The organism is Paenibacillus sp. FSL H7-0714, assembly GCF_038003765.1.
Lineage (GTDB): Bacteria > Bacillota > Bacilli > Paenibacillales > Paenibacillaceae > Paenibacillus_AQ.
The window spans coordinates 1,942,776-1,963,252 of the sequence record NZ_JBBOPT010000001.1 but is presented as its reverse complement, the minus strand read 5'-3'; the positions used below and the strand labels follow the sequence as shown (position 1 = coordinate 1,963,252).

The 20,477-nt window shown below is 44.9% G+C and carries 15 protein-coding genes; 6 read left to right on the top strand and 9 right to left on the bottom strand.

Annotated elements, in window-relative coordinates:
- Window positions 1-114: 114 nt before the first annotated feature.
- Window positions 115-576, bottom strand: a complete 462-nt coding sequence (locus tag NST34_RS08565; protein ID WP_042125852.1) for a Dps family protein — start codon at window positions 574-576, stop codon at window positions 115-117.
- Window positions 577-819: 243 nt separating this feature from the next.
- The gene (locus NST34_RS08560; RefSeq protein WP_042186349.1) at window positions 820-1,122 is read right to left on the bottom strand and encodes a YunC family protein; all 303 of its coding nucleotides are present in this window, start codon (window positions 1,120-1,122) and stop codon (window positions 820-822) included.
- A 215-nt stretch (window positions 1,123-1,337) separates the two neighbouring features.
- Here NST34_RS08560 and NST34_RS08555 point away from each other — a divergent pair, with 215 nt between their 5' ends.
- Complete coding sequence (locus tag NST34_RS08555; protein ID WP_076301029.1) at window positions 1,338-1,865, top strand: hypothetical protein; 528 nt, start codon at window positions 1,338-1,340, stop codon at window positions 1,863-1,865.
- Window positions 1,866-1,944: 79 nt separating this feature from the next.
- On the opposite strand, the gene NST34_RS08550 is transcribed toward NST34_RS08555, so the two are convergent.
- A complete protein-coding gene (locus NST34_RS08550) occupies window positions 1,945-2,331 on the bottom strand; it encodes a DUF423 domain-containing protein (RefSeq protein WP_076284185.1) in 387 nt (128 codons plus the stop codon).
- Window positions 2,332-2,500: 169 nt separating this feature from the next.
- Between NST34_RS08550 and NST34_RS08545 the strand changes: the two genes are divergently transcribed.
- On the top strand, window positions 2,501-2,962 hold the full coding sequence (locus NST34_RS08545; protein ID WP_052404212.1) for a hypothetical protein: 462 nt from the start codon (window positions 2,501-2,503) through the stop codon (window positions 2,960-2,962).
- An 87-nt stretch (window positions 2,963-3,049) separates the two neighbouring features.
- Here the strand turns inward: NST34_RS08545 and NST34_RS08540 are convergent, their stop codons facing one another.
- Complete coding sequence (locus NST34_RS08540; RefSeq protein WP_076284187.1) at window positions 3,050-3,517, bottom strand: hypothetical protein; 468 nt, start codon at window positions 3,515-3,517, stop codon at window positions 3,050-3,052.
- A 204-nt stretch (window positions 3,518-3,721) separates the two neighbouring features.
- On the opposite strand from NST34_RS08540, the gene NST34_RS08535 reads away from it, so the two are divergent.
- The 4 genes from NST34_RS08535 (at window position 3,722) to yhbH (ending at window position 14,157) form a co-directional block, all read left to right on the top strand.
- Entirely contained in the window at window positions 3,722-4,366 is a 645-nt protein-coding gene (locus NST34_RS08535) for a methyltransferase domain-containing protein (RefSeq protein ID WP_341061587.1), read from the top strand.
- Window positions 4,367-4,487: 121 nt separating this feature from the next.
- Entirely contained in the window at window positions 4,488-11,225 is a 6,738-nt protein-coding gene (locus NST34_RS08530; protein WP_341127561.1) for a DUF7507 domain-containing protein, read from the top strand.
- Window positions 11,222-12,907: a DUF11 domain-containing protein gene (locus tag NST34_RS08525; RefSeq protein ID WP_341127560.1), complete on the top strand. Its 1,686-nt coding sequence runs from the start codon at window positions 11,222-11,224 to the stop codon at window positions 12,905-12,907. Before NST34_RS08530 ends, NST34_RS08525 begins: the two co-directional genes overlap by 4 nt.
- A gap of 86 nt (window positions 12,908-12,993) precedes the next feature.
- Window positions 12,994-14,157, top strand: coding sequence for a sporulation protein YhbH (yhbH, locus tag NST34_RS08520; protein WP_042193520.1), 1,164 nt, complete (start codon window positions 12,994-12,996; stop codon window positions 14,155-14,157).
- A 118-nt stretch (window positions 14,158-14,275) separates the two neighbouring features.
- On the opposite strand, the gene NST34_RS08515 is transcribed toward yhbH, so the two are convergent.
- The 5 genes from NST34_RS08515 to NST34_RS08495 form a co-directional block, all read right to left on the bottom strand.
- Window positions 14,276-15,076: an IS3 family transposase gene (locus tag NST34_RS08515; RefSeq protein WP_256721794.1), complete on the bottom strand. Its 801-nt coding sequence runs from the start codon at window positions 15,074-15,076 to the stop codon at window positions 14,276-14,278.
- A complete protein-coding gene (locus tag NST34_RS08510) occupies window positions 15,028-15,426 on the bottom strand; it encodes a helix-turn-helix domain-containing protein (protein WP_076301175.1) in 399 nt (132 codons plus the stop codon). Before NST34_RS08510 ends, NST34_RS08515 begins: the two co-directional genes overlap by 49 nt.
- A gap of 204 nt (window positions 15,427-15,630) precedes the next feature.
- Window positions 15,631-17,136: an alpha-glucosidase/alpha-galactosidase gene (locus NST34_RS08505; RefSeq protein WP_341127559.1), complete on the bottom strand. Its 1,506-nt coding sequence runs from the start codon at window positions 17,134-17,136 to the stop codon at window positions 15,631-15,633.
- 118 nt (window positions 17,137-17,254) lie between these two features.
- Window positions 17,255-18,187 (bottom strand): AraC family transcriptional regulator, encoded by a 933-nt coding sequence (locus NST34_RS08500; RefSeq protein ID WP_445667655.1) that lies wholly within the window; start codon window positions 18,185-18,187, stop codon window positions 17,255-17,257.
- 166 nt (window positions 18,188-18,353) lie between these two features.
- Complete coding sequence (locus NST34_RS08495; protein WP_341127558.1) at window positions 18,354-20,408, bottom strand: methyl-accepting chemotaxis protein; 2,055 nt, start codon at window positions 20,406-20,408, stop codon at window positions 18,354-18,356.
- Between the last annotated feature and the right edge of the window lie 69 nt (window positions 20,409-20,477).

Genomic DNA, 20,477 nt, shown 5'->3' with positions numbered 1-20,477 from the left:
ATATCTCTTTTTATTTATCCTTTTAATGCACCGCATGTTTCGCTATTTTCCGTAACCACCTAACGCAAAAAATAAGACCTCCCGCAGGAAGCCTTATTTCATATACTTTATCGTTTAGCTAAGGTAGGAACGCAGCATCCATTGATGTTTCTCAAGATCACCACGAATTTTAATAAACATGTCAGAGGTAGGCTGGTCCTTAATTTCCTCAGCAAGCTCAATGCCTTCTGTCAACTCTTCAGAAATAGTAGCGAAGTCTTCAATCAGAGACTGGACCATACCACGTGTATCCTCTTTACCAGTAGCTTCTTGAATCGTTGCCAATTCCAGATATTCTTTCATCGTTGCAGCGGGACTTCCTTTGATGCTTAGCAGACGCTCTGCAACTTCATCCATTTGCAGCGTCACTTCATTATATAGATCCTCAAATTTCACGTGAAGAGAGAAAAATTGTTCTCCTTTTACGTACCAATGAAAATTATGGATTTTAACGTACAATACGTTCAAGTTAGCAACCTGACGATTCAAAATTTGTTCCAGTGAAGTTGTATTTACTTTATTAGATGCTTTAGCCATGAGATGATCCCATCCTTATCCTTTATATTTACCGGGCTACTTAATCCTTCATCCGGCAGCAACTTGTCTATTCTTAATTTACCCCTTAGCATGTAAGACGAAACAAGGAGAAGCCTTCCATAAAATCTCTGTTTAAATTATTTAAACTAAAGATGCTCTCTATTATGTTCAATTACTGATTCTTGCAAAAAAACACAAGAGGCCATTGGCCTCTTGTGTTTTGGATTTTGTAAGATTGTTCAGTCAGACCATAAGAAGTAATGCATCCGCCCCCGTCATGCCGGGTACGATACCTAGACGCTCCGCTTCTATGGTTACAGACTCCAATGGGGCAGCTAACAGCTGTGACAGCGTACGTACACCAACCGCCCGGGCTGCGATAATATGCCGATCACTGAGCTTCTCATTGAGCAAACCAACATCCAGCGCACCACACATAATATAACCTCGGCTTGTGCTGATTGAGAGCAGCGTTGTTTTCGGAAGCTTAACTTCTACCCCGATCAGCGTATGTTCACCTACGGTAATGGGCTCCATAGTAACCAATAGCAGCACCTCCTTTATTCACCAACCACGATGTATATGTATGCTTCACCCCCTGCTGATGTGCAGTTGGTAGTCCTAGGCTTTTCGTAAAAAACACAGTACCTTGGTCCCATTTTCTCTAGTGTCAGGTATATGATTATTGCTTGTTTAATGTTATAGTTTATTTACATTCTTATAATTGTAAAGAAATGTTCAAACGAAAAGCTGGGGGATCTATGGACGAGAAACTACAACACACAGACGGCAACTATTTATTTAATGTCGACATCCTGATTAATGCCCGTACCAACCCGCTTGCATTGCAATATCTGCTTGAAATGTTGAACAATAATGACAAAATCACAGATTTCAACATTAACTCCGGTCTTGAATTGGGGAGAACCATTGACAGCTTGCTTCGTTCTGCCAAACTAGCCTTGAATCAAAGCTCTGCTCCTCCAACTTCATTTAAGCTGCCACCAAAGACCACTAAAAAGCAGCTCGATAAACCGATTGATAAACAGGAAATATTGCCTGCACAACAGTCAGCTATTGAGACGCCAGCTGATGCATACGGGAAAATTCGACAGTATATTCAGAACAACCAATTAGTACGTTTACGAGCGAATCGGTACGGAAAACAAGTGTCCATGCCCTGTCGTATTTTAAATTTTGATGAAGCAGCCAACTCTATTAGTGTCTATCACGTGGATGAGAAACAGGTATACAGCTTTAATTTAAATGAAATCGACGAATTTCTGTAAACGTATACGTTACAGATAAATAAGCATCCGCCCCTTTATGGAACGGATGCTTATTTATCAACTTCTGTAACTTGATCGCTTAGGATGCCTCTTTGCTGCGTGAGAATGCTTCCACAGCCAGACATAACCAGCCTGCTATGAAGCATACACCACCAATAGGTGTTATCGCTCCAAGCACCTTAATCCCGGAAATGCTCAGTACATATAAGCTACCAGAGAACAAAATCGTCCCTGCTATTAATAGCCTTCCTGCCCAGCGTAACCGGGTACTTTCTCCCCATTGACCTACAGCCAGTGCTATCAGAATTACACCCAGCGCATGTACCAAATGATACTGTACACCCGTCTCATATACCTTCATATATTCTTCGCTAATAACAGGTTTTAATAAATGAGCGCCAAAAGCGCCTACTCCTACTGCCAGCATTGCTAGCACAGCCCCCCAGGCCATAAGTTTCCGTTGCATGCGATTACAACTCCTTAATATTAGACTTCTTCTATCATAAACGATTACCGATTGCTTTTTCCAGCAGCCATTTACGAATTAGCCACAATCAGGGGTTGCTTTTTTAGCATCAATATGAAAAAGTGGATATTAACAACATTTCATTCTTATCTCTCAAGGAGTGCAACCTATGGACCTTAATTCTCTCTCAAAATCTGACGCGCCTACAGCAGAGGTAGGAAATACCCAACCTGATCTGAGTCAGCCAAGTGCTGGTTCGTCGTATTCGTACCAGAAAGTAGATCATGACCTGCAACACTCTGGACCTGGTATTGCTTCTTTCATCATCAGCCTCGTGACCATAATGGGTTATGCAGCTCTCTTCGTTTTCATTATTATGAAGGCTTCTTCCATGGTTAACGAGAACTCGAATCTATTAGCCGAATCATCGCAGTCCATCATGCTTCTTGGAATGACTGTTATTATTCTTTCAGCTCTTAATGTAATTGGTGTTGTCATCGGCATTATTGGGCTTTCCATCCGGAAGAGACGTAAGGTTTTCGGCGTTATAGGCACTATCATCAACGGTGTGATTATCCTACTCTTTATGCTGCTTATTACTATTTTCTTAGTCAATGCCGGGACGCTATAACGTTCACTTCTAATTCCAAGACAAAAGGGCTGTTCCTGAAATCAATCAGGAGCAGCCCTTTTGTTATTCATAAATGATAGCGTTTCTTTATTTTGCAAGAGACAGCTTCGAAAGTACACGCTGTTTAACTGTAGCATCGCCTTCCACTGCTTTTTCAACATATTCAAAAGCTACAGGATCATCCGTATTTAACTTCTCAATAACGCTCTCCATACCTGCTGTGATCTCAAAAGCCGTAGGACCTTCTTTGGTCTCAATCTCAACAGAATGACTATCTATTTGGCCGACGTAAACGCCTGTTCCTTTAAGAATTTTAGCTTCTGGATTTGCAGTAGGTTTGGGTGCGGGAGTACTTGGATTCTCTGTTGGTGCAGTGGTACTTGTACCTTCTGTAGGTACGGGTGTGCTTGTGGTCTCCTCTGTTGGCACTGGAGAAGCTGTTGCACTTGGTTCTGCAGATGGCTGTGCTGAATTATTAGTAGCACCGCAAGCGGTTAGGGCTAGCGTTAATGCTGCGATTGCAGCTATAGCGGGTAAGGAACGTTGTTTTTTCATGTTGACTGCCTCCTCTATGTTTAGCGGTTGTTTGCAAAGTCATTTTCTATAAGCCTACTCCTATAAACGTATCAACTCTGCTAAGGTTTCATAATACGTTATTTTTAGTAACTTCCAATCTTTAATAGGCATCCGCCGGATGCAGGCTTAAGCGAGATTAATACAATAGTGTTGAGCCTGATTTATCCCTAAGGAGTGGTCCCCTTGAGAATCGATATCGGCTGCGGATCCAGTAAAGAAGCAGGTTATCTCGGGATCGATCGCATCGCGGGTCCCAACGTAGATATTGTCTGTGACATTAGCCAAGGCATCCCTTTGCCGGACAATACCGCCGAGTTTGTAATGGCTAGTCGTGTATTACCTTATATCGACGATTTATCCGCGGTTATGTCGGAAATTCACAGAATTAGCACCCACAAAGCCATTGTTTGTATACTGGCCCCGTATGCCCACAGTTTTGTTCATATGTCCAATCCTTCCTTTAAGCAGAAGTTTGATGAATATACTCCGAGGTATTTCACAGGATCCTTTTTCCAGCCCCCGTCCGGTCCAGTATGCCCATCGATTCCTGACTATCCCATCCCGGTGCCGCCGTTCGATTATCGATTGCTGCGGATGGAGCTTTTCTATCAATACCCTTATGAAGATCCTCTTTATGAAACAGAAGAACTAGAAATACTAAAGACGCTTCAAGCCAATGTTGTGCATGAAATCATGTACCATTTCACCGTAATCAAAGAAAATATTTCTATTCATGAGCTGGAATTGATGAGTAGAGGGCTTTACGCTGAACCGCGTGTTCTTATGAAACGCAGGCTAAAATCACACGATAGACAAAATTCCCTATAATTTATTGATGGGACATACAATTATACCCGAATTACATCATAGGCTAACATACAGGTATTAACTGTGCCGTCCTGATTATGGGACGGTTCACTTTTTTAAAAGAAAATTAACCTCGAAGGAGGTGAGAATCATTCCACTAGTCGTACGGGCAACGATCAATGCGACCGGTGCTATCACATTTACGGGCAACACACTTGGACTTAGTCGCTCTGATACAGTCGGAGTACCTGGGACACAGGACAGCATCGGTGGCTTTACCACTGTCAATACGTCGTCTATTTTTGGAACCTACCCTAACGGAACGACTAGTCTTTATACAAGCAATAGTTCAGCAGCCATACTGGTCCTTCCTTCAGGTAGCACAGTGCTGTATGCAGAGCTGATATGGGGTGGCACCTATATAAATGGAACCGTAAACCTCAGTTCGGCGATAAACAACCCAGTCACCTTAATTACCCCTGCCGGGACTTCATTTAGCGTTACACCTGATTCTGCAACGAGTAACGTAGTCGATTTGGGAGGTGGTGCTTCTGCATATGTCCGTTCCGCCAATGTAACCAGCATTATACAACAAGGTGGTGCCGGTACCTATACTACAGGCGGCGTTGTAGGCACAATTGTAATTCCAGGAGACTCGACAGCCAACCATGCCGGCTGGACATTAGGTGTTATCTACCAGAATACAGCCCTCCCATTCCGCAATATGTCCCTTCGGGCAGGTGCAATACTAGTACAGGCAACATCAGCCCCGGTTTCAACTACGATAACTGGATTCGCAACACCAATAACAGGTGCGCTTGGAGGCAGAGCATTATTCAGCGCACAGGAGGGAGATGCAAACCGTTCAGGCGACCAGGCCTTGTTTGGTCCAACTGCTGCTACACTCGTAGCGTTATCTGGCCCCAATAACTTTGCTAACAACTTTTTCGCATCACAAATAAACAATGATACAGGTAATCTCAATACAACTGGAACATTTGGAACACGCAATCAGACGAACGGGAATCCAGGAACCAACATCATCGGTGGCCGACAAGGCTGGGACATTACTAATGTTGACGTGTCAGCCAGACTTGCAAATAATCAGTCTTCAGCGATTTTACAATTAACTACCTCTGGTGACGCTTATGTGCTTAATGGAAATGCCATACAAGTAGATATAAATGCACCCAAAATAAATCTCACTAAAAGTGCCAATGTGTCCGGCCCTATAGTCGGGGATACGGTAACTTATACTGTAACTGTCAGTAACACTGGTACAGCGAGTGCAGCTAGCGTCGTTTTATCAGATGCTCTGCCAGCAGGCTCAACCTTTGTCACTGGAAGTGTAGTAGTAGCCGGTGTCGTAAGACCCACCTTTGATATTACAGCAGGCATCTCCTTGGGGTCATTAGCTTTGAACTCTTCAATAACGGTTACATATCAAGCTAAAGTCACTTCATTACCACCAAGTCCACAAAATATAGCCAATACCGCCAATGCTGCTTTTACGTTTCAAAGTGTAGCAGGAGGCCCTATCATGACCGGGGTTATTCCATCCAATACGGTAACTTTACCCGTATATTCCCCTATTCTTAACATTGTAAAAACTGCCAATACTGCAAATGCGACGGTCGGAGATCAGATCACCTATTCCCTTCAAATCACCAACACTGGAAATATTGGTGCTATAACAACCCTTACCGACAATATTCCTTCAGGTAGCTCATATATTGCGGGTAGCTTTACCGTCAATGGAACACCTGTCGCTGGAAATCCTGCTACAGGTATTGCTATTGGAACGATAGCTGCTGGAGGCAGCTCTACCGTTCAATTCCGCGTAGTGGTGAACAGTCTCCCTTCACCGCCACAACTGGTCGACCAAGCGAGCACCACTTACACCTTTCAAGTTCCAGATGGGCGAACCGTAGCTGGATCAGCCTCATCCAATTCATTGTCTATTCCAGTTACAACTCCCAACGTAACAGTGCTCAAAAGCGCTGGATTTACTGACGTCGCTGTAGGAGATACACTGCTCTACACCTCCGTTATCAGCAATAATGGAATTGCAGCAGTTACCAACGTATCGCTTTCAGACATTATCCCTGCTGGGACTTCACTAGTCTCAGGTAGTGTTACGGTAGGTGGAACGGCACAGCCATCTGCTAATCCCGGTACAGGAATTTCTATTGGAACCATCACGCCTGGCGGTTCCGTTGCGGTCACCTTTCAGGTCAACGTGATCTCATTGCCAACTCCCGCTCAACTATTAAACAGATCCTCTACATCCTTCAGCTCAGGAGCCTTTACTGGCATTTCGCTTTCCAACACGACTACGACTCCGGTATATCAACCTGTAATCCAGATTGTCAAAAGTTCGAACGTTTCCAGTGCCACTGTAGGGGGCAATATTCTCTACACGTTGAATGTTCAGAATTCTGGAAATATCGGGGCATCTGTAGTCCTCAGTGACAATATTCCTTCAGGAAGTTCCTTTGTCTCGGGGAGTGTCACAGTTAATGGAGTTGCTAGACCAACTGATTCTCCACTTACAGGAATTAACTTAGGAACTGTAGCTTCAGGGGCTAGTGTTCCTGTAACCTTTCTTGTCTCTGTACAATCTTTGCCTTCACCAGCTGTTCTGAACAATCAAGGCAGCAGCAGCTACACCTACCAACTACCAAGCGGTAGATCCTTATCCGGAACTAGCCAATCAAACACCGTTAGCATCCCAGTCTCCGCTCCAAATATTACGCTAACCAAATCCGCAAGCCTTGCTGATGTCACAGTCGGCGAGAATCTGACTTACACAGTCCAAGTGTCCAACACAAGCAGCGTAGCTGTGAATAACGTTGTCGTCTCTGACCCCATTCCTACGGGAGGCACTTTTGTAGCAGGGAGCGTTATTGTTGGCGGTTCATCGGTACCAGCCGCAAATCCAGGTACAGGAATATCTATCGGTAGTATTGCGGCTGGCAGCTCTATTACAGTCTCTTTTAGAGTGAATGTTTCTTCTTTACCAAATCCATCACAATTTGCAAACAGAGCTAGTGCGTCTTTCTCATCCGGTGCCTTCACTGGTTCTTCACTTTCGAACACGGTAGTAACCCCTGTGTATCAACCTATTATTAGTATGGTCAAAAGCGCGAATACCGCTCAGGCATCCGTAGGAGGATCTTTGTCTTTCTCGATTCTCATCAGCAATACCGGGAATATTGCAACCACTCTACTATTAACTGATAATCTTCCACCTCAAGCTTTATTTAACGCGAACAGTGTAATCATCGGGGGAACACCTTTACCCGGATATAATCCAGTAACCGGAATCCCTGTAGGCCCATTGGCACCAGGTGACAGCGTATCTGTGAGCTTTCTGGTTACGATAACAGCGTTACCTCCTTCACAGATGTTACTGAACTCCGCTTCGGCAACATATAGCTTCACCCTCCCGGACGGGCGTCAACTCGGAGGAAACGTAGTATCAAATACGCTCTCTGTCCCTGTATCCGCACCTAACGTCAGTGTCGTAAAAAGTGTGAATGCAGCTACTGCCGTTACGGGCGATATCCTTACATTCACCTCAGTATTGACGAACAACAGCATAGCTACTGTAAGCAACATCATTCTCAGCGATCCTCTGCCTGAGAATGTAGCTTTTATTCCCGGAACCGTAATTGTAGGCGGCATTACTCAGCCGCTAGCAGTTCCGTCCGCCGGCATTCCAATCGGTAGTCTGGGTCCAGGCGCCACAGCTACCGTAACATTCGAGGTGAGGATAACGATGCCGATACCATCACAAATTAATAATCAGTCGTCCGTCAGTTTTACATCCGGTGTATTCTCCGGTTCTTCTTCATCCAACATTACTAGCACACCAGTCATTCAGCCACAGATCTCCTTATTAAAGAGTGCCGTCGATGGAGATGGTGATGCCGATGCTCTCGTTGTAGGTGATACCATCATCTACACAGTGGTTGTAAGTAATGCAGGTAATCTTGCTGCAAATGTAACCTTAACCGACAACATTCCTACTGGAACTGTCTTCAATCCTAACAGTGTTATTGTAGGAGGCATGCCGCAACCAGGTGCAGCACCCAATACCGGCATCGCTGTAGGGAATGTCGCACCAGGTACCAGTATCCCTGTTAGCTTCTCTGTTAATATCGTTTCCCTGCCAACACCGCAACAAATCGTCAATCAAGCTTCTGCAAGCTTCACCTTTACTCCACCCGACGGTAGGCCCTTAAGCGGAACTGCTGTATCTAATACCGTCACACTACAGGTCTCAGCTCCTAATATCGTGGTAGTCAAAAGCTCCACCTCAACTTCCGTAGCGATCGGAGATACGGTCACTTATAACGTAAATATTACTAATAACGGTTTAGAAGCTGTTAATAGCGTGATACTTAACGATCCAACACCAGCAGGCGCTGCTTTTGTAACGGGTAGCGTATCCGTAAATGGAGTACCTTTTCCAAACCTGAATCCTTCTTCGGGGATATCAATTGGTACCCTGGCGCCTGGAGCTTCAGCTCTGGTTGCTTACAGTGTTACCGTGATCTCTGTTCCTCCTACTGCTACACTTATCAATAAGGCATCCGTAACCTTTACATCAGGTGTTTTTTCCGGTTCGACTTTCTCCAATACCGTTACCATCCCTGTGTACCAGCCGAACATCTCGGTTGTCAAAACAGCAAGTACGAATAACGCTACAACAGGTGACGCTGTCAGCTACACCCTGACCATTAGTAACACGGGGAACTACCCCGCAAGTTTGGTAGTTACAGACAACATTCCAGCCGGCACTACCTTCGTTACGAACAGCGTACTTATTAATGGACTCCCTTTAGCGCAAGTAGATCCGTCTACGGGTATTCCAGCCGGAGTGATTCCTCCAGGTGGTACAACAGCAGTAGTGTTCACAGTAAATATCACCTCATTGCCAAACCCACAACAACTGGTCAATCAGGGCACAGTTACTTATAGCTTCACGCTTCCGGATGGGCGTACACTTGGTGGCTCAGTCCTATCTAACACGATTACTATCCCCGTCTCTTCTCCTAATGTAGCTGTAGTTAAATCCACTACAACAACATCAACCACGGTTGGGGACACCATCACATATTCCATCGCTATTACCAATAATGGAATCGATACTGTTAATAATGCCGTATTCACGGATGCACTTCCTGCGGGTACTACATTCGTATCTGGCAGTGTATTAGTAGATGGCGTACCTCGTCCAGGGGGTAGCCCTTCCACCGGGGTAACCTTGGGCAGTATTGCACCAGGTGTAACTGTAACTGTGGCATTCACAGTGAATACAGTCTCATTGCCACCTTCAGGCCTCCTAAATAACCAGTCAACGGTGAGCTTCACCTCTGGAGTTCTCTCGAATGTTGCCTTCTCTAATATTGTATCAACGCCTATTTACTTACCGATTCTAGCCGCAGCAAAAAGCTCGAATTCAATTCAAGCGACCGTTGGAGATACGATTACCTACACGATTAATGTAACCAATTCAGGGAATTACGGGGCTTTGGCTACTCTGAGTGATACTATCCCATCTGGAACAACATTTGTGCCAAACAGTGTGCTTATTCAAGGTGCCCCAGCTCCGGGAGCAGATCCAGCGGCTGGCATTCCACTCGGTGTCATATCCGCAGGTGCAACACTATCTGTTATGTTCTCAGTACTCATTTCAACACTGCCAGCAAGCCAGCAACTGATTAACCAAGCATCGGTAGCATTTGCTTACACCTTGCCTGATGGGCGGACGTTTAACAGTTCGATCAATTCCAATTCGACAACGATTTCGGTATCCTCACCGAATGTGATCGTAACTAAGTCATCACCAGCAACAGATGCCGTTATTGGCGATACAATTACTTACAACCTTACAGTTACCAATAGCGGAATCGCCAATATCAGCAATGTAAACATCAGTGATCCAATACCAGCAGGTTCTTCGTTTGTTGCTGGCAGTGTGATCGTTGATGGCACTCCGCATCCTAATGCCAATCCAGCGAATGGCATCTCGCTCGGCACAATTGCACCGGGCGTTTCGGTCAATATCTCGTTCAACACTATCGTCAATGTACTGCCTAATCCTGCCACGCTCACCGATCAAGCTTCCGTCAGCTTCACATCTGGAGCATTCTCGGGATCCTCATTCTCTAATACACTTGTTATTCCGGTGTATCAGCCTATCATCGTTGTAGTCAAAGGGGCAGACAGAACCGCCGCAACTGTCGGAGATACGATTACTTACTCCTTGAATGTGACTAATACTGGTAACCTCATAGCAAATGTAGTCATAACTGACACGATTCCTAGCGGAGCTATCTTCGTTCCAAACAGCGTGCTCATTAATGGGGTGCCACAACCAGGCTCCGACCCGGCTACTGGATTAAATATTGGAGCAGTTGCTCCGGGAAGCACGGTAACAGTGACCATAACCCTGCAGGTTACAGTAGCCTCCCTCCCGTCACCGCAGCAGTTAGTAAATCAGGCTTCAGCAACTTTCTCATTCACACCACCAGATGGTCGTCTGCTCACCGGAACTTCACTTTCAAATGTCCTAATTATCCCTGTCTCTTCTCCGGATGTAAGTGTCGTTAAGAGCACTACTTCTATTGATGCCGTTGTCGGTGATATCATCACCTATACGATTGTTGTTACCAACTTAGGGATTTCACCAGTCAATAACGTCATCATGGTTGACCCTATCCCAGCAGGCAGCCAGTTTGTAACAGGCAGCATCACTGTAGACGGAACCCCACGACCTAATGGCAGCCCGGCTTCCGGTATTGCCATCGGAACGATTGCTGCTGGCGCTTCCTCAACCATCACCTTCCAGGTTCAGGTAGTAGCGTTATGATTCCCGGCTCACGTACCCAACCTGTCGTAACCAATCAATCTATGGTACTCTTCAACTCGGCAGCGGGTGTTGACGGCATTGTCTATTCCAATACCGTTAACACCCCGGTCGTGGGCCCCGTGCTTTCATTGCTGAAGAGTACAGACAAACTCCATGCCTCTTTAGGTGACACTCTGGTGTATACCATTAAAGCTTCTAATAATGGAAACACAGATGCTTCGCTAACCGTGTATGACATTCTTCCAGAGGGTGTATCCTTTATTTCCAACAGCGTGCTTAGAGACGGTGTGCCTCTCCCAGGGGCTACACCGTCTTCGGGCATACCGCTAGGATCTATTGCTCCGCAGAGTCAAGTGAGCATCGCCTTTCAAGTGGTTATCATTTCACTTCCCTCTTCACTAGTGCTGCAAAATAAAGCACTGGGCCGTTTTTCTTTTGCCACACCCGAGGGAAGAATCGTTAATGGAGATTTATATTCTAATTCCGTACTAGTTTCTTTGCGCTCCTACCAGCTCTCTACCTTGTTGTCTGCAAGCACTCCGACCTCTTTTATAGGTGATGTAATTACCTATACATTACGGCTTACGAACGAAGGTAACAGCCTATTAAACCAAATCATCGCAACGATTTCTATTCCTAACGGATCTGTGTTCATTCCAGGGAGTGTCATTGCAGGTGGCGTCTATTATCCAGAATCAGAGCCTACGCAAGGAATATTAATTGGTCAACTTGATAAAGACCTAAGCATTGATATTACCTTTCGCGTTCGAGTTACTGAGGTCCCCTCATCCTTGGACCTGACTAACCATGCAGCTGTCACTTATACCGTCGACGACGATCCCAATACCACCGAGAGTAACACCCTCGTTGTCTCACTTGTTTTGGCAGGCGTCACCATCAGCAAGAGAGTAGATCATGTTACAGCAGCTCCAGGTGACAACCTAAGATATGAACTAACGGTAACCAACAGCGGGAACTTGGCCGTAAATGCGGTTCTGACCGATGCTATCCCTTCGGGCACTCTTTTCGTATGGGATAGTGTTCTCTTAAACGGAGTGATGCAAAAAGGCGCCCGTCCTGCTGATGGCATTCAGCTAGGCACATTAAGAGGCGGAACTTCAGCGGTCGTGGTCTTTCAAGTGAGCATTCCTGCAGCTATAAACATTCATGCCCACGCAGCTGTCCAAAATCATGGCAGTGTTCAGTATACTTTTGTGCTCCCGGACGGACGGACAGTAAGACAAACCTCTCGTTCCAATATCGTTACTACCTTAATAGTCATGCCTATCATTTCTCTCGAAACTTATGCAAAGCCTACCCTTGTCGAAGAAGGAGAACATGTCCAATGCTGGATCTCCCTAACGAATAGTGGGAATTGGCCAGCAGAAGTATCCCTTGATCGGCTCACACCGGAGGAATGTCTTATTGATCCTAGCAGCATTGTGATTGATGGGATTCCAAATCCACAATCTTCATTTAACGGTATCTTGTCGCTAGGGACAGTCAAAGCTGCTACCACTGTAAACATCCATTATTTTGTCAGGGTTAGTGAACATGTACTGGGTCGTTTCCTTAAAGGCTTAGTAACCGCTCCACACTTCTTCAATCTGGATGGACGTGAATACACTGGCGAGAGCCAGTCGAACAGTTATATATTGACTGTGGAAGAGATCAGTGAATAAGAAATCACATATCCCCCATCCCCATGAATATACTTTAGTTACAACCCCAAAACATAAATATTTATATTCCATGGGAGGTGGTCATCCTGTCGCAATCATCTGGTCCCTTTTCCTTTGTAGTCTCAAAAGAAGACTGGTCCCTTCATCGCAAAGGCCATCAGGATCAGGAACGTCATCAGCAAAAGGTCAGAGAAGCTATCAAGGATAATTTGCCGGATCTCGTGACCGAAGAAAATATTATTTTGTCAGGCGGTAAGCAGATTGTAAAGGTTCCGATTCGCAGTCTGGATGAATATCGAATTATCTATAACTTTCGTAAGCAAAAGCATGTAGGACAGGGCGACGGGGAAAGTCAGGTCGGTGATGTACTTGGGCGGGATTCACAGTCGGCACAGCCCGGCAAAGGGGAAAAAGCAGGCGATCAACCCGGTCAGGACACCGTGGAAGCAGAGGTCAATCTGGAGGATCTGGAGGACATCTTGTTTCAGGATATGGAGTTGCCACATCTGAAGCCCAAGAATAAGGAAGAGATCGAGGTTAAATCCATCATCTTCAACGATATTCGTAAAAAAGGCATGATGTCCAACATCGATAAGAAACGTACCCTGCTGGAGAACCTTCGGCGTAATGCAAGCAGAGGTAATCCCGGCATTCACAGCATAAGTCCTGATGATCTGCGCTACAAAACATGGGATGACATTCGAACGCCTCACTCCAATGCGGTCATTATTGCGATGATGGATACGTCAGGTTCGATGGGTTCTTTTGAAAAATACTGCGCTCGCAGCTTCTTCTTCTGGATGACCCGCTTTCTACGCCGCCAGTATGAGAAGGTGGAGATTGTCTTTCTCGCCCACCATACGGAGGCTAAAGAGGTCAGCGAGCATGATTTCTTCACCCGCGGAGAGAGTGGAGGAACCATCTGTTCCTCAGCTTATCAAAAAGCGATTGAGATTATCGACAGCCGATACCCGCCAGCGCAGTACAACATTTATCCGTTTCACTTCTCTGATGGCGATAACCTCACCTCCGACAACGAACGCTGTGTAAAGCTAATTGGAGAACTGCTAAAACGAAGCAATATGTTTGGTTACGGGGAAGTGAATCAGTACAACCGCAGCAGCACACTAATGTCCGCTTATCGTCATCTGAAGCACGAGCAATTCATGCATTATGTCATTAAAGACAAAAAAGAAGTGTACCAGGCGCTAAAGACCTTCTTCAGTCAAAAGGGCACTGTTAATTCATAATTCCTACGTTTGATTATAGCCCACAGCTAGACTGCCTGTTCTATTGTCCTACCCATATAAAAAAACCTCCATTCCAGAGCTGGTCAAGCCCCCATTTTATAGACACTGAAAAAAGACCCTAGGCAATAAGCTGTTTCCGGTACTCTACCGGAGGCAGCTTATTTAGCTTTCGTTGTGGCCGATGTTGGTTATAAAATCGAATGTAATCTTCAATTTTCCTTTGTGCCTCATCGATATTTCGGATATCATAAGGATAGAGTCCTTCCGTTTTGAGATGCGAGAAGAAGCTCTCCATAGAGGCGTTGTCATAACAATTGCCTCGGCGAGACATGCTGATTCGGGCGCCAACCTTTGGCAGCATGTCGTGGTATGCATGAGACGTGTACTGGAACCCCTGATCGCTGTGAACGATCAGTCCGGTCACGTCTTTTTGTTGACTCCACGCCTGCTGAAAGGTCCGGAGAACCAGTTCATTGTCGTTCCTAGCGCTCATTTGATAAGCAATAATTTCGTTATTGAACAAATCTTTAATAGCTGAAAGATAGAGCCACTTTTCGCCTATGCGATATTGCGTAATGTCTGTCACCCATTTTTGGTTGGGAGCATCCGCTTTGAAATCCCGTTTCAATATATTTTTCGCCACACGATCTCCTTCGGAAGTAGCATAATTAAAACGATGTTTTCGGCGGATCCTCGAACGAATGCCTAAATCCTGCATAATTCTGAGTACCTTCTTATGATTCATCCAAACCCCATGGTCTTGTAGCAAGAATAATTGAATTTGGCGATAACCGTAGACTCCGTTATACCGTTCATATACCTTTTGAATGAGCGCCTTTGCTTCCTGATCCCGATCTGTTCCTTTGCGCTTCAAGAAAGCGTAGTATCCACTTCTGGAGACCCTAAAGAGTTTACACAGGTCGCTAACGGCATACTCTTTTGCAGCGCTCTCAATGGCTCTATATTTGTGCGTTTCACCTCCTGCATCCAGATTTCCAAACACTTTTTTAGCATTTCATTTTCCCGTCTGAGCTTTTGAACATACCTATCTTGATCGATATATTCTTTACGACGCCCCCGTTGATCTAGTAACCCAAATTCCCCTAGCTCTCGGTATTTCTTCATCCATTTCTTTACCCGCCCTTGGTCTTGAATCTCAAAATGCTCCGTAATTTTCCGGTAAGTCCATCTTTCCTCCACATGTAAACGAATGGCCTCTTTTTTAATCTCATCCGAGTAAGTTTTGAACTTCTGTCCTTTAATCGCCATAAAAATACACCCCCTAGAATTTCATCGGACAAACCAGGGGTTTTATCCAATGTCTATTCTAAGGGGTGCACTTCAGAGCTTGGTAGGGGAGGTTTTTTTATTGAAATCTATTCAACTGTCCTAAACCGTTCCACAATACTTTTATTACCACTCAGAAAATAGATGGCAAGAGTCATATTCCAAATGAGTTGTAAACTCTACTACCTATTGAACCTTCTCTCTATCCTTGCCTTTATCAGATTCACCGGCATTTCTATTCGCTGCTTCCCGGTCCTCCATCATCTCGTCCACCGTCTTTACCTTCAGGCGAGCTGCGCCTTCATTGCTGGCATTCGTTGGAATAAGATCTCCTGAAGCTAAGCGTTCCTTCGCTTTTGCAATGGCCTCGCTATATTGTGGCAGCCACTGCTCCCCAGCTACGAGCATCTCATCGACCATCTGCCAGATTTCTTTCGGGTTACATACGGCGCCTACCAACGGATCCATCATAAATGCTTGACGTAGCAGCTTGTCATCGCCGTGCACAGCAGCTTCAACAGCTAAACGTTGCACTGAGATACTAACGTTGCACACTGCGGCTGCTCCTAAAGGCAATTCACCTACAAGCGGCATCGATATACCATTCCGATCCACATACCCTGGTGCTTCGATAATCGCATCATCTGGCAAATTAGAGATCACGCCATTGTTCACAGTATTAAAGTGACCTCTATACACTCTGCCCGTTTCCAAGCCTTCAATAATAAATGAACCATGTTCTTCTCCGCGATTCTCCACTGTATACTCCAGTGCCGAGTCCTTCATCCAATTCGGAAAATCCGTTTCGAACCAATTCCGCCCTTCGGTGCAGACACGTAGATATCCACCCGTCTCACCGTTAATCCAGCTTCCCAGGTCGATCCAATCCATAATTTCATCGCTGCGTTTACGATACCATGGCACATATTCACTTAGGTGACCATTGGATTCTGTACTGTAATATCCAAAGCGGCGCAGCATGTCGATCCGAACTTTTTCTGTGCGGCTGAATTCTGGATGACTCTCAAAAGCTTCTAAAAGACCTTCGGTCAAATCTTTACCCTTATGACTCGCCGAAATATACCAAGTCTGGTGATTGATACCCGCACAAATAATATCGACTTCCGACTTTTTCAGCCCATACACATCTGCAATTTGCCCATGCCCATGCTGCACCCCATGACACAGACCAATCGTCCGTACACCACCGTATTTGTTGCAAGCCCAAGTCAGCATAGCCATAGGATTCGAATAGTTAAGTAGGAGTACATCCAGCGCAGCCATTTCCCTAATATCACTGCAAATATTCAGCATTTCTGCAATCCCGCGCTGACCATACATGATGCCTCCTGCACAAAGGGTATCCCCTACGCACTGATCGACTCCGTATTTCAATGGAATATCCACATCTGTAGCAAATGCTTCCAGTCCACCCATACGAATAGTACAAAATACATACTTCGCATCCTTCAGGGCTTCTCTTCGATCCGTCGTTGCCTGGATTTGAATATTTAATCCATTCTCTTTAATATCACGTTGGCACAGCTCGGTAACCATCTCCAAGTTGTGGCTATTAATATCCATAAATGAGACTTCAATATTATTAAATTCCGGCACGGTTAGTAAGTCCCGCAACAATCCACGGGTAAATCCAATGCTGCCTGCCCCTATAAAAGACACTTTAAATGACATCCTTATCAGCCTCCGGTAATGAATTGATTGTTCCTGTCCATTGTAGCAAGGGCGCTAGAGAAAGCGTAACCAATATCATGACCTCTTTTGAAGGAAGGTGTCAAAAATCCTAACTTATCTATTGAACATCCATCTCTTCATAACTCCAAGCATGACGCTCAATGGAATTACGATATTCTATGGGCGTGTTGTCAGTATATTTTTTGAAGAGGAGATGAAAATATTGTCTGCTACTAATCCCTACATAATCGGCAATTTCAGCAATTGGAATATCACTCTGTCCCAGCAGCATCTTTGCTTTCTCCATTCGCAGCATATTCAAATAATCACTGAGTGTCCTACCTGTATGTGACTTAAAAATACGATGCAGATATCCGGGATGCAGATTGACCGCGGCAGCGATATCCTTAACCTGAATACTCTGGTCGTAATTCTGATGCAGGAATTCGATACTGCGCCGCACATAGAGCTGCGAAGGCTGTTGACTGGCATGAAGCTGATCCTGTCGCAAGCTTGATACTCGAAGCAGAAGCTCACAGAACAATAAGTCGACCATACTTCCGCCTTTCCCGCCACTTTGATCAAGCTCTAGTACAAGTCCTTTTAGAACATGATAAATTTCCTCCGGATCAGGCATGACTAGACTGGAAAAGGGAACCTGTAACCATTCAGCGAGTGCCGCTTCTTTCCGAGCGAGCTTGCCGATAGATGGAGCAACCCCTGTATATTCCATAAATCCAAACTCCACATTCAGCATTCGGCAAGGCGTCCCATCCTCGACAATCAGTCTGTGCGGTACATTTGCATCGAGGATGATCAGTTCTCCCCGCTTTAACCTAAATCTCTCTTCTTCACATGTTTTTGAACGGACATCCACAACACAGCTTCCTGAGATCAAATACATGATTTCGGTTGAATTATGCTGATGGTAAGACACACTGTAGTTGTTCCACTGTTTATAATAGTAAGCAAAAAAATGAGGACTATAATCCCCTTCGATTAATGCCTGCTGAAAAAGACTCCCACTAAGACTTAGATGCAATTTCGTCAATCGATCACTCCTTTCTTCTATTAAAATGTTAACCCAAGTGTATCTCTCTAACTACTTCTAAGACAAGAAGAGCTACTTGAAGTCATTAAGTTAGAAAAAAACGAGCAAAACTCCAATACACAGGAGAGTTGCTCGTTTTATTGTTTTTACTAATAAGATTTAATTCTCATACTTGAAAAGAAACCATAGATTGCTTAAGATCTGCTGCTAAGCTCTCCAGCTTTTGAGATAAGGAAACTAGCTCCTCACTTACAGTAAATTGCTGTGAAGACATAGAAGCTACCTCCTGCGTCGAAGCCGTCGTCTGCTGCACAATGGAACTGACACTCGCCATGGATTCACCTAATTGACGCTGAAACTCTATCAGTTCATGAATAGAAGCAGAGGATTCACTAAGATGTCCCATGAAGTGTTCCATTTCCTCTTTGACACTCGCAAAAATCGTTGACGACTCACGCACGGAAGAAATCTGCTCACGGAACTTTGGAGCGGTCTCATTGATATCTTTTACCGTGTTCTCAATGTGTAGACCAATCTCTTCCGTAATCTTGGAGACCGATTGGATCGACTCATTCGATTGGTTAGCGAGCTGTCTGATTTCATCAGCAATCACTATAAAGCCTCTGCCTGCTGCACCGGCTCTTACCGCCTCTATAGTGGCATTTAGCGCCAAAATATTGGTCTGCTTATTTACGGCAATCATAGGACTAAGAATACTACGAATTAAATGAGTACTCTCTCTTAGCTTATTGGAGTTCTCTTGTATTCGATTGAACATCTCCACCGTAGATTCACTCTGCTCTACTAGCAGCTTCATCAGCTCTGTCCCCTGATCACTAACCTCAATAACCCGCTCCGCCGAAGCGTCCATTACTGTATTTAGTTCAGTTACATCACTCATCTTACTGCCAATGATTTCGACATTAGCATGGCTTTTTTCTGCTTCGACAGCAAGGCTTGCTGCTCCAAGTGCAATCTCACCCGTAGCAGATGCAACCTCTCTGGCATGAAGTGAGGTTGTACCTGACGCTTTGACTAATTGCTCTGAAGTACCAAGCACTTCATCCGCTGACATTTCACTCTGGCTTGCAAGCAGAGAAATTTGCTCCATCATTTTGTTAAAGCTATGCCCGAGCCGACCAATCTCATCCTTACCCTTAAAATTCGTTCGTACACGAAGGTTTCCTCGCTCACCTTCTTCCATTAAGGTCGCCAGTTTACCTAGTGGACGCCCAACCAAACGAACAAGAACGTAACCAATTAGCAGAGCTATCACGGCAGCTGCCAGCACCACAGAGAACGTGATATAAAGAAGCTTATCTGCCGACTTCGTAAAATCACTAACGGGTGCATATCCCATGAGCGTCCACTTTGCAGTCTTTAAAGGCTGATACACGACAAGCTGCGGACTTCCGTTCTCATCGGCTGCTGTAAATGAATGTTTCTTTTCTACATCTTGCCCTTCTGATACTTTTATGTAAGAGGGTTGACCCAGTTTAGCATGATCCGCACCATAAACTATGTTACCTTCTGAGCTCAAAATTCGAATCTCACCTGTAATTCCAATCTGAAGATTAGACAACATTTCGGTCATTGCCTTGCCTTTAACTTCGATCAGCATGTAATACTCCGCTTCAGGATGTACAAGATTGCGAAGCAATCTCCCCATAGTTAAAGTAGGTTCAGTATAAGAATCAAAGAAGCCCTTCTCACGAACCGGAAACCACACTGGCTCCCCTTTAGCATCTGCAATTTGTTTCAGTCTTTCAGCAATACCTTCATCACTACGAAGGCCACTAATTCCTGTAGATTTATACGATTCTGTTTCTTCCAAGCTCTTAGATACCAGTCTGACGCCATACATCCGCTCATCTGATCCTTTAACTAAGTCTAGCTTTCTACGAATCCGATCTTCTGCGGAAACTTTGGCTACCGTTGTAAGTTCTCCACTTTTTATGTTTTCCAAATCACCTTTTAATGTGGAGTCGAGGGCAAACTGCCTTGAGAGCGCTTCGTATTCTGTTAGGACAAAATCCAGCTTGTCCGCTGCTTGAACTATAGACTGTGAGGAGGCCGCGGCAACCTCATCTGTAATGATATCTTTGGCAGCAAAATATGAAGTCAATCCTAGAACAGAGGATAAGAGCACTATGGAGCTGAAAAGAATAACGAACAATTTTATCCCAACTGATCTAAACTGTAGGGTCCATAGCTTTTTCATTAAGTTCACTCCCTATGATGGAAAAAGGGTACAGCCTTCCATTTCTGTACAAAGGCTGTACCCAGTTCA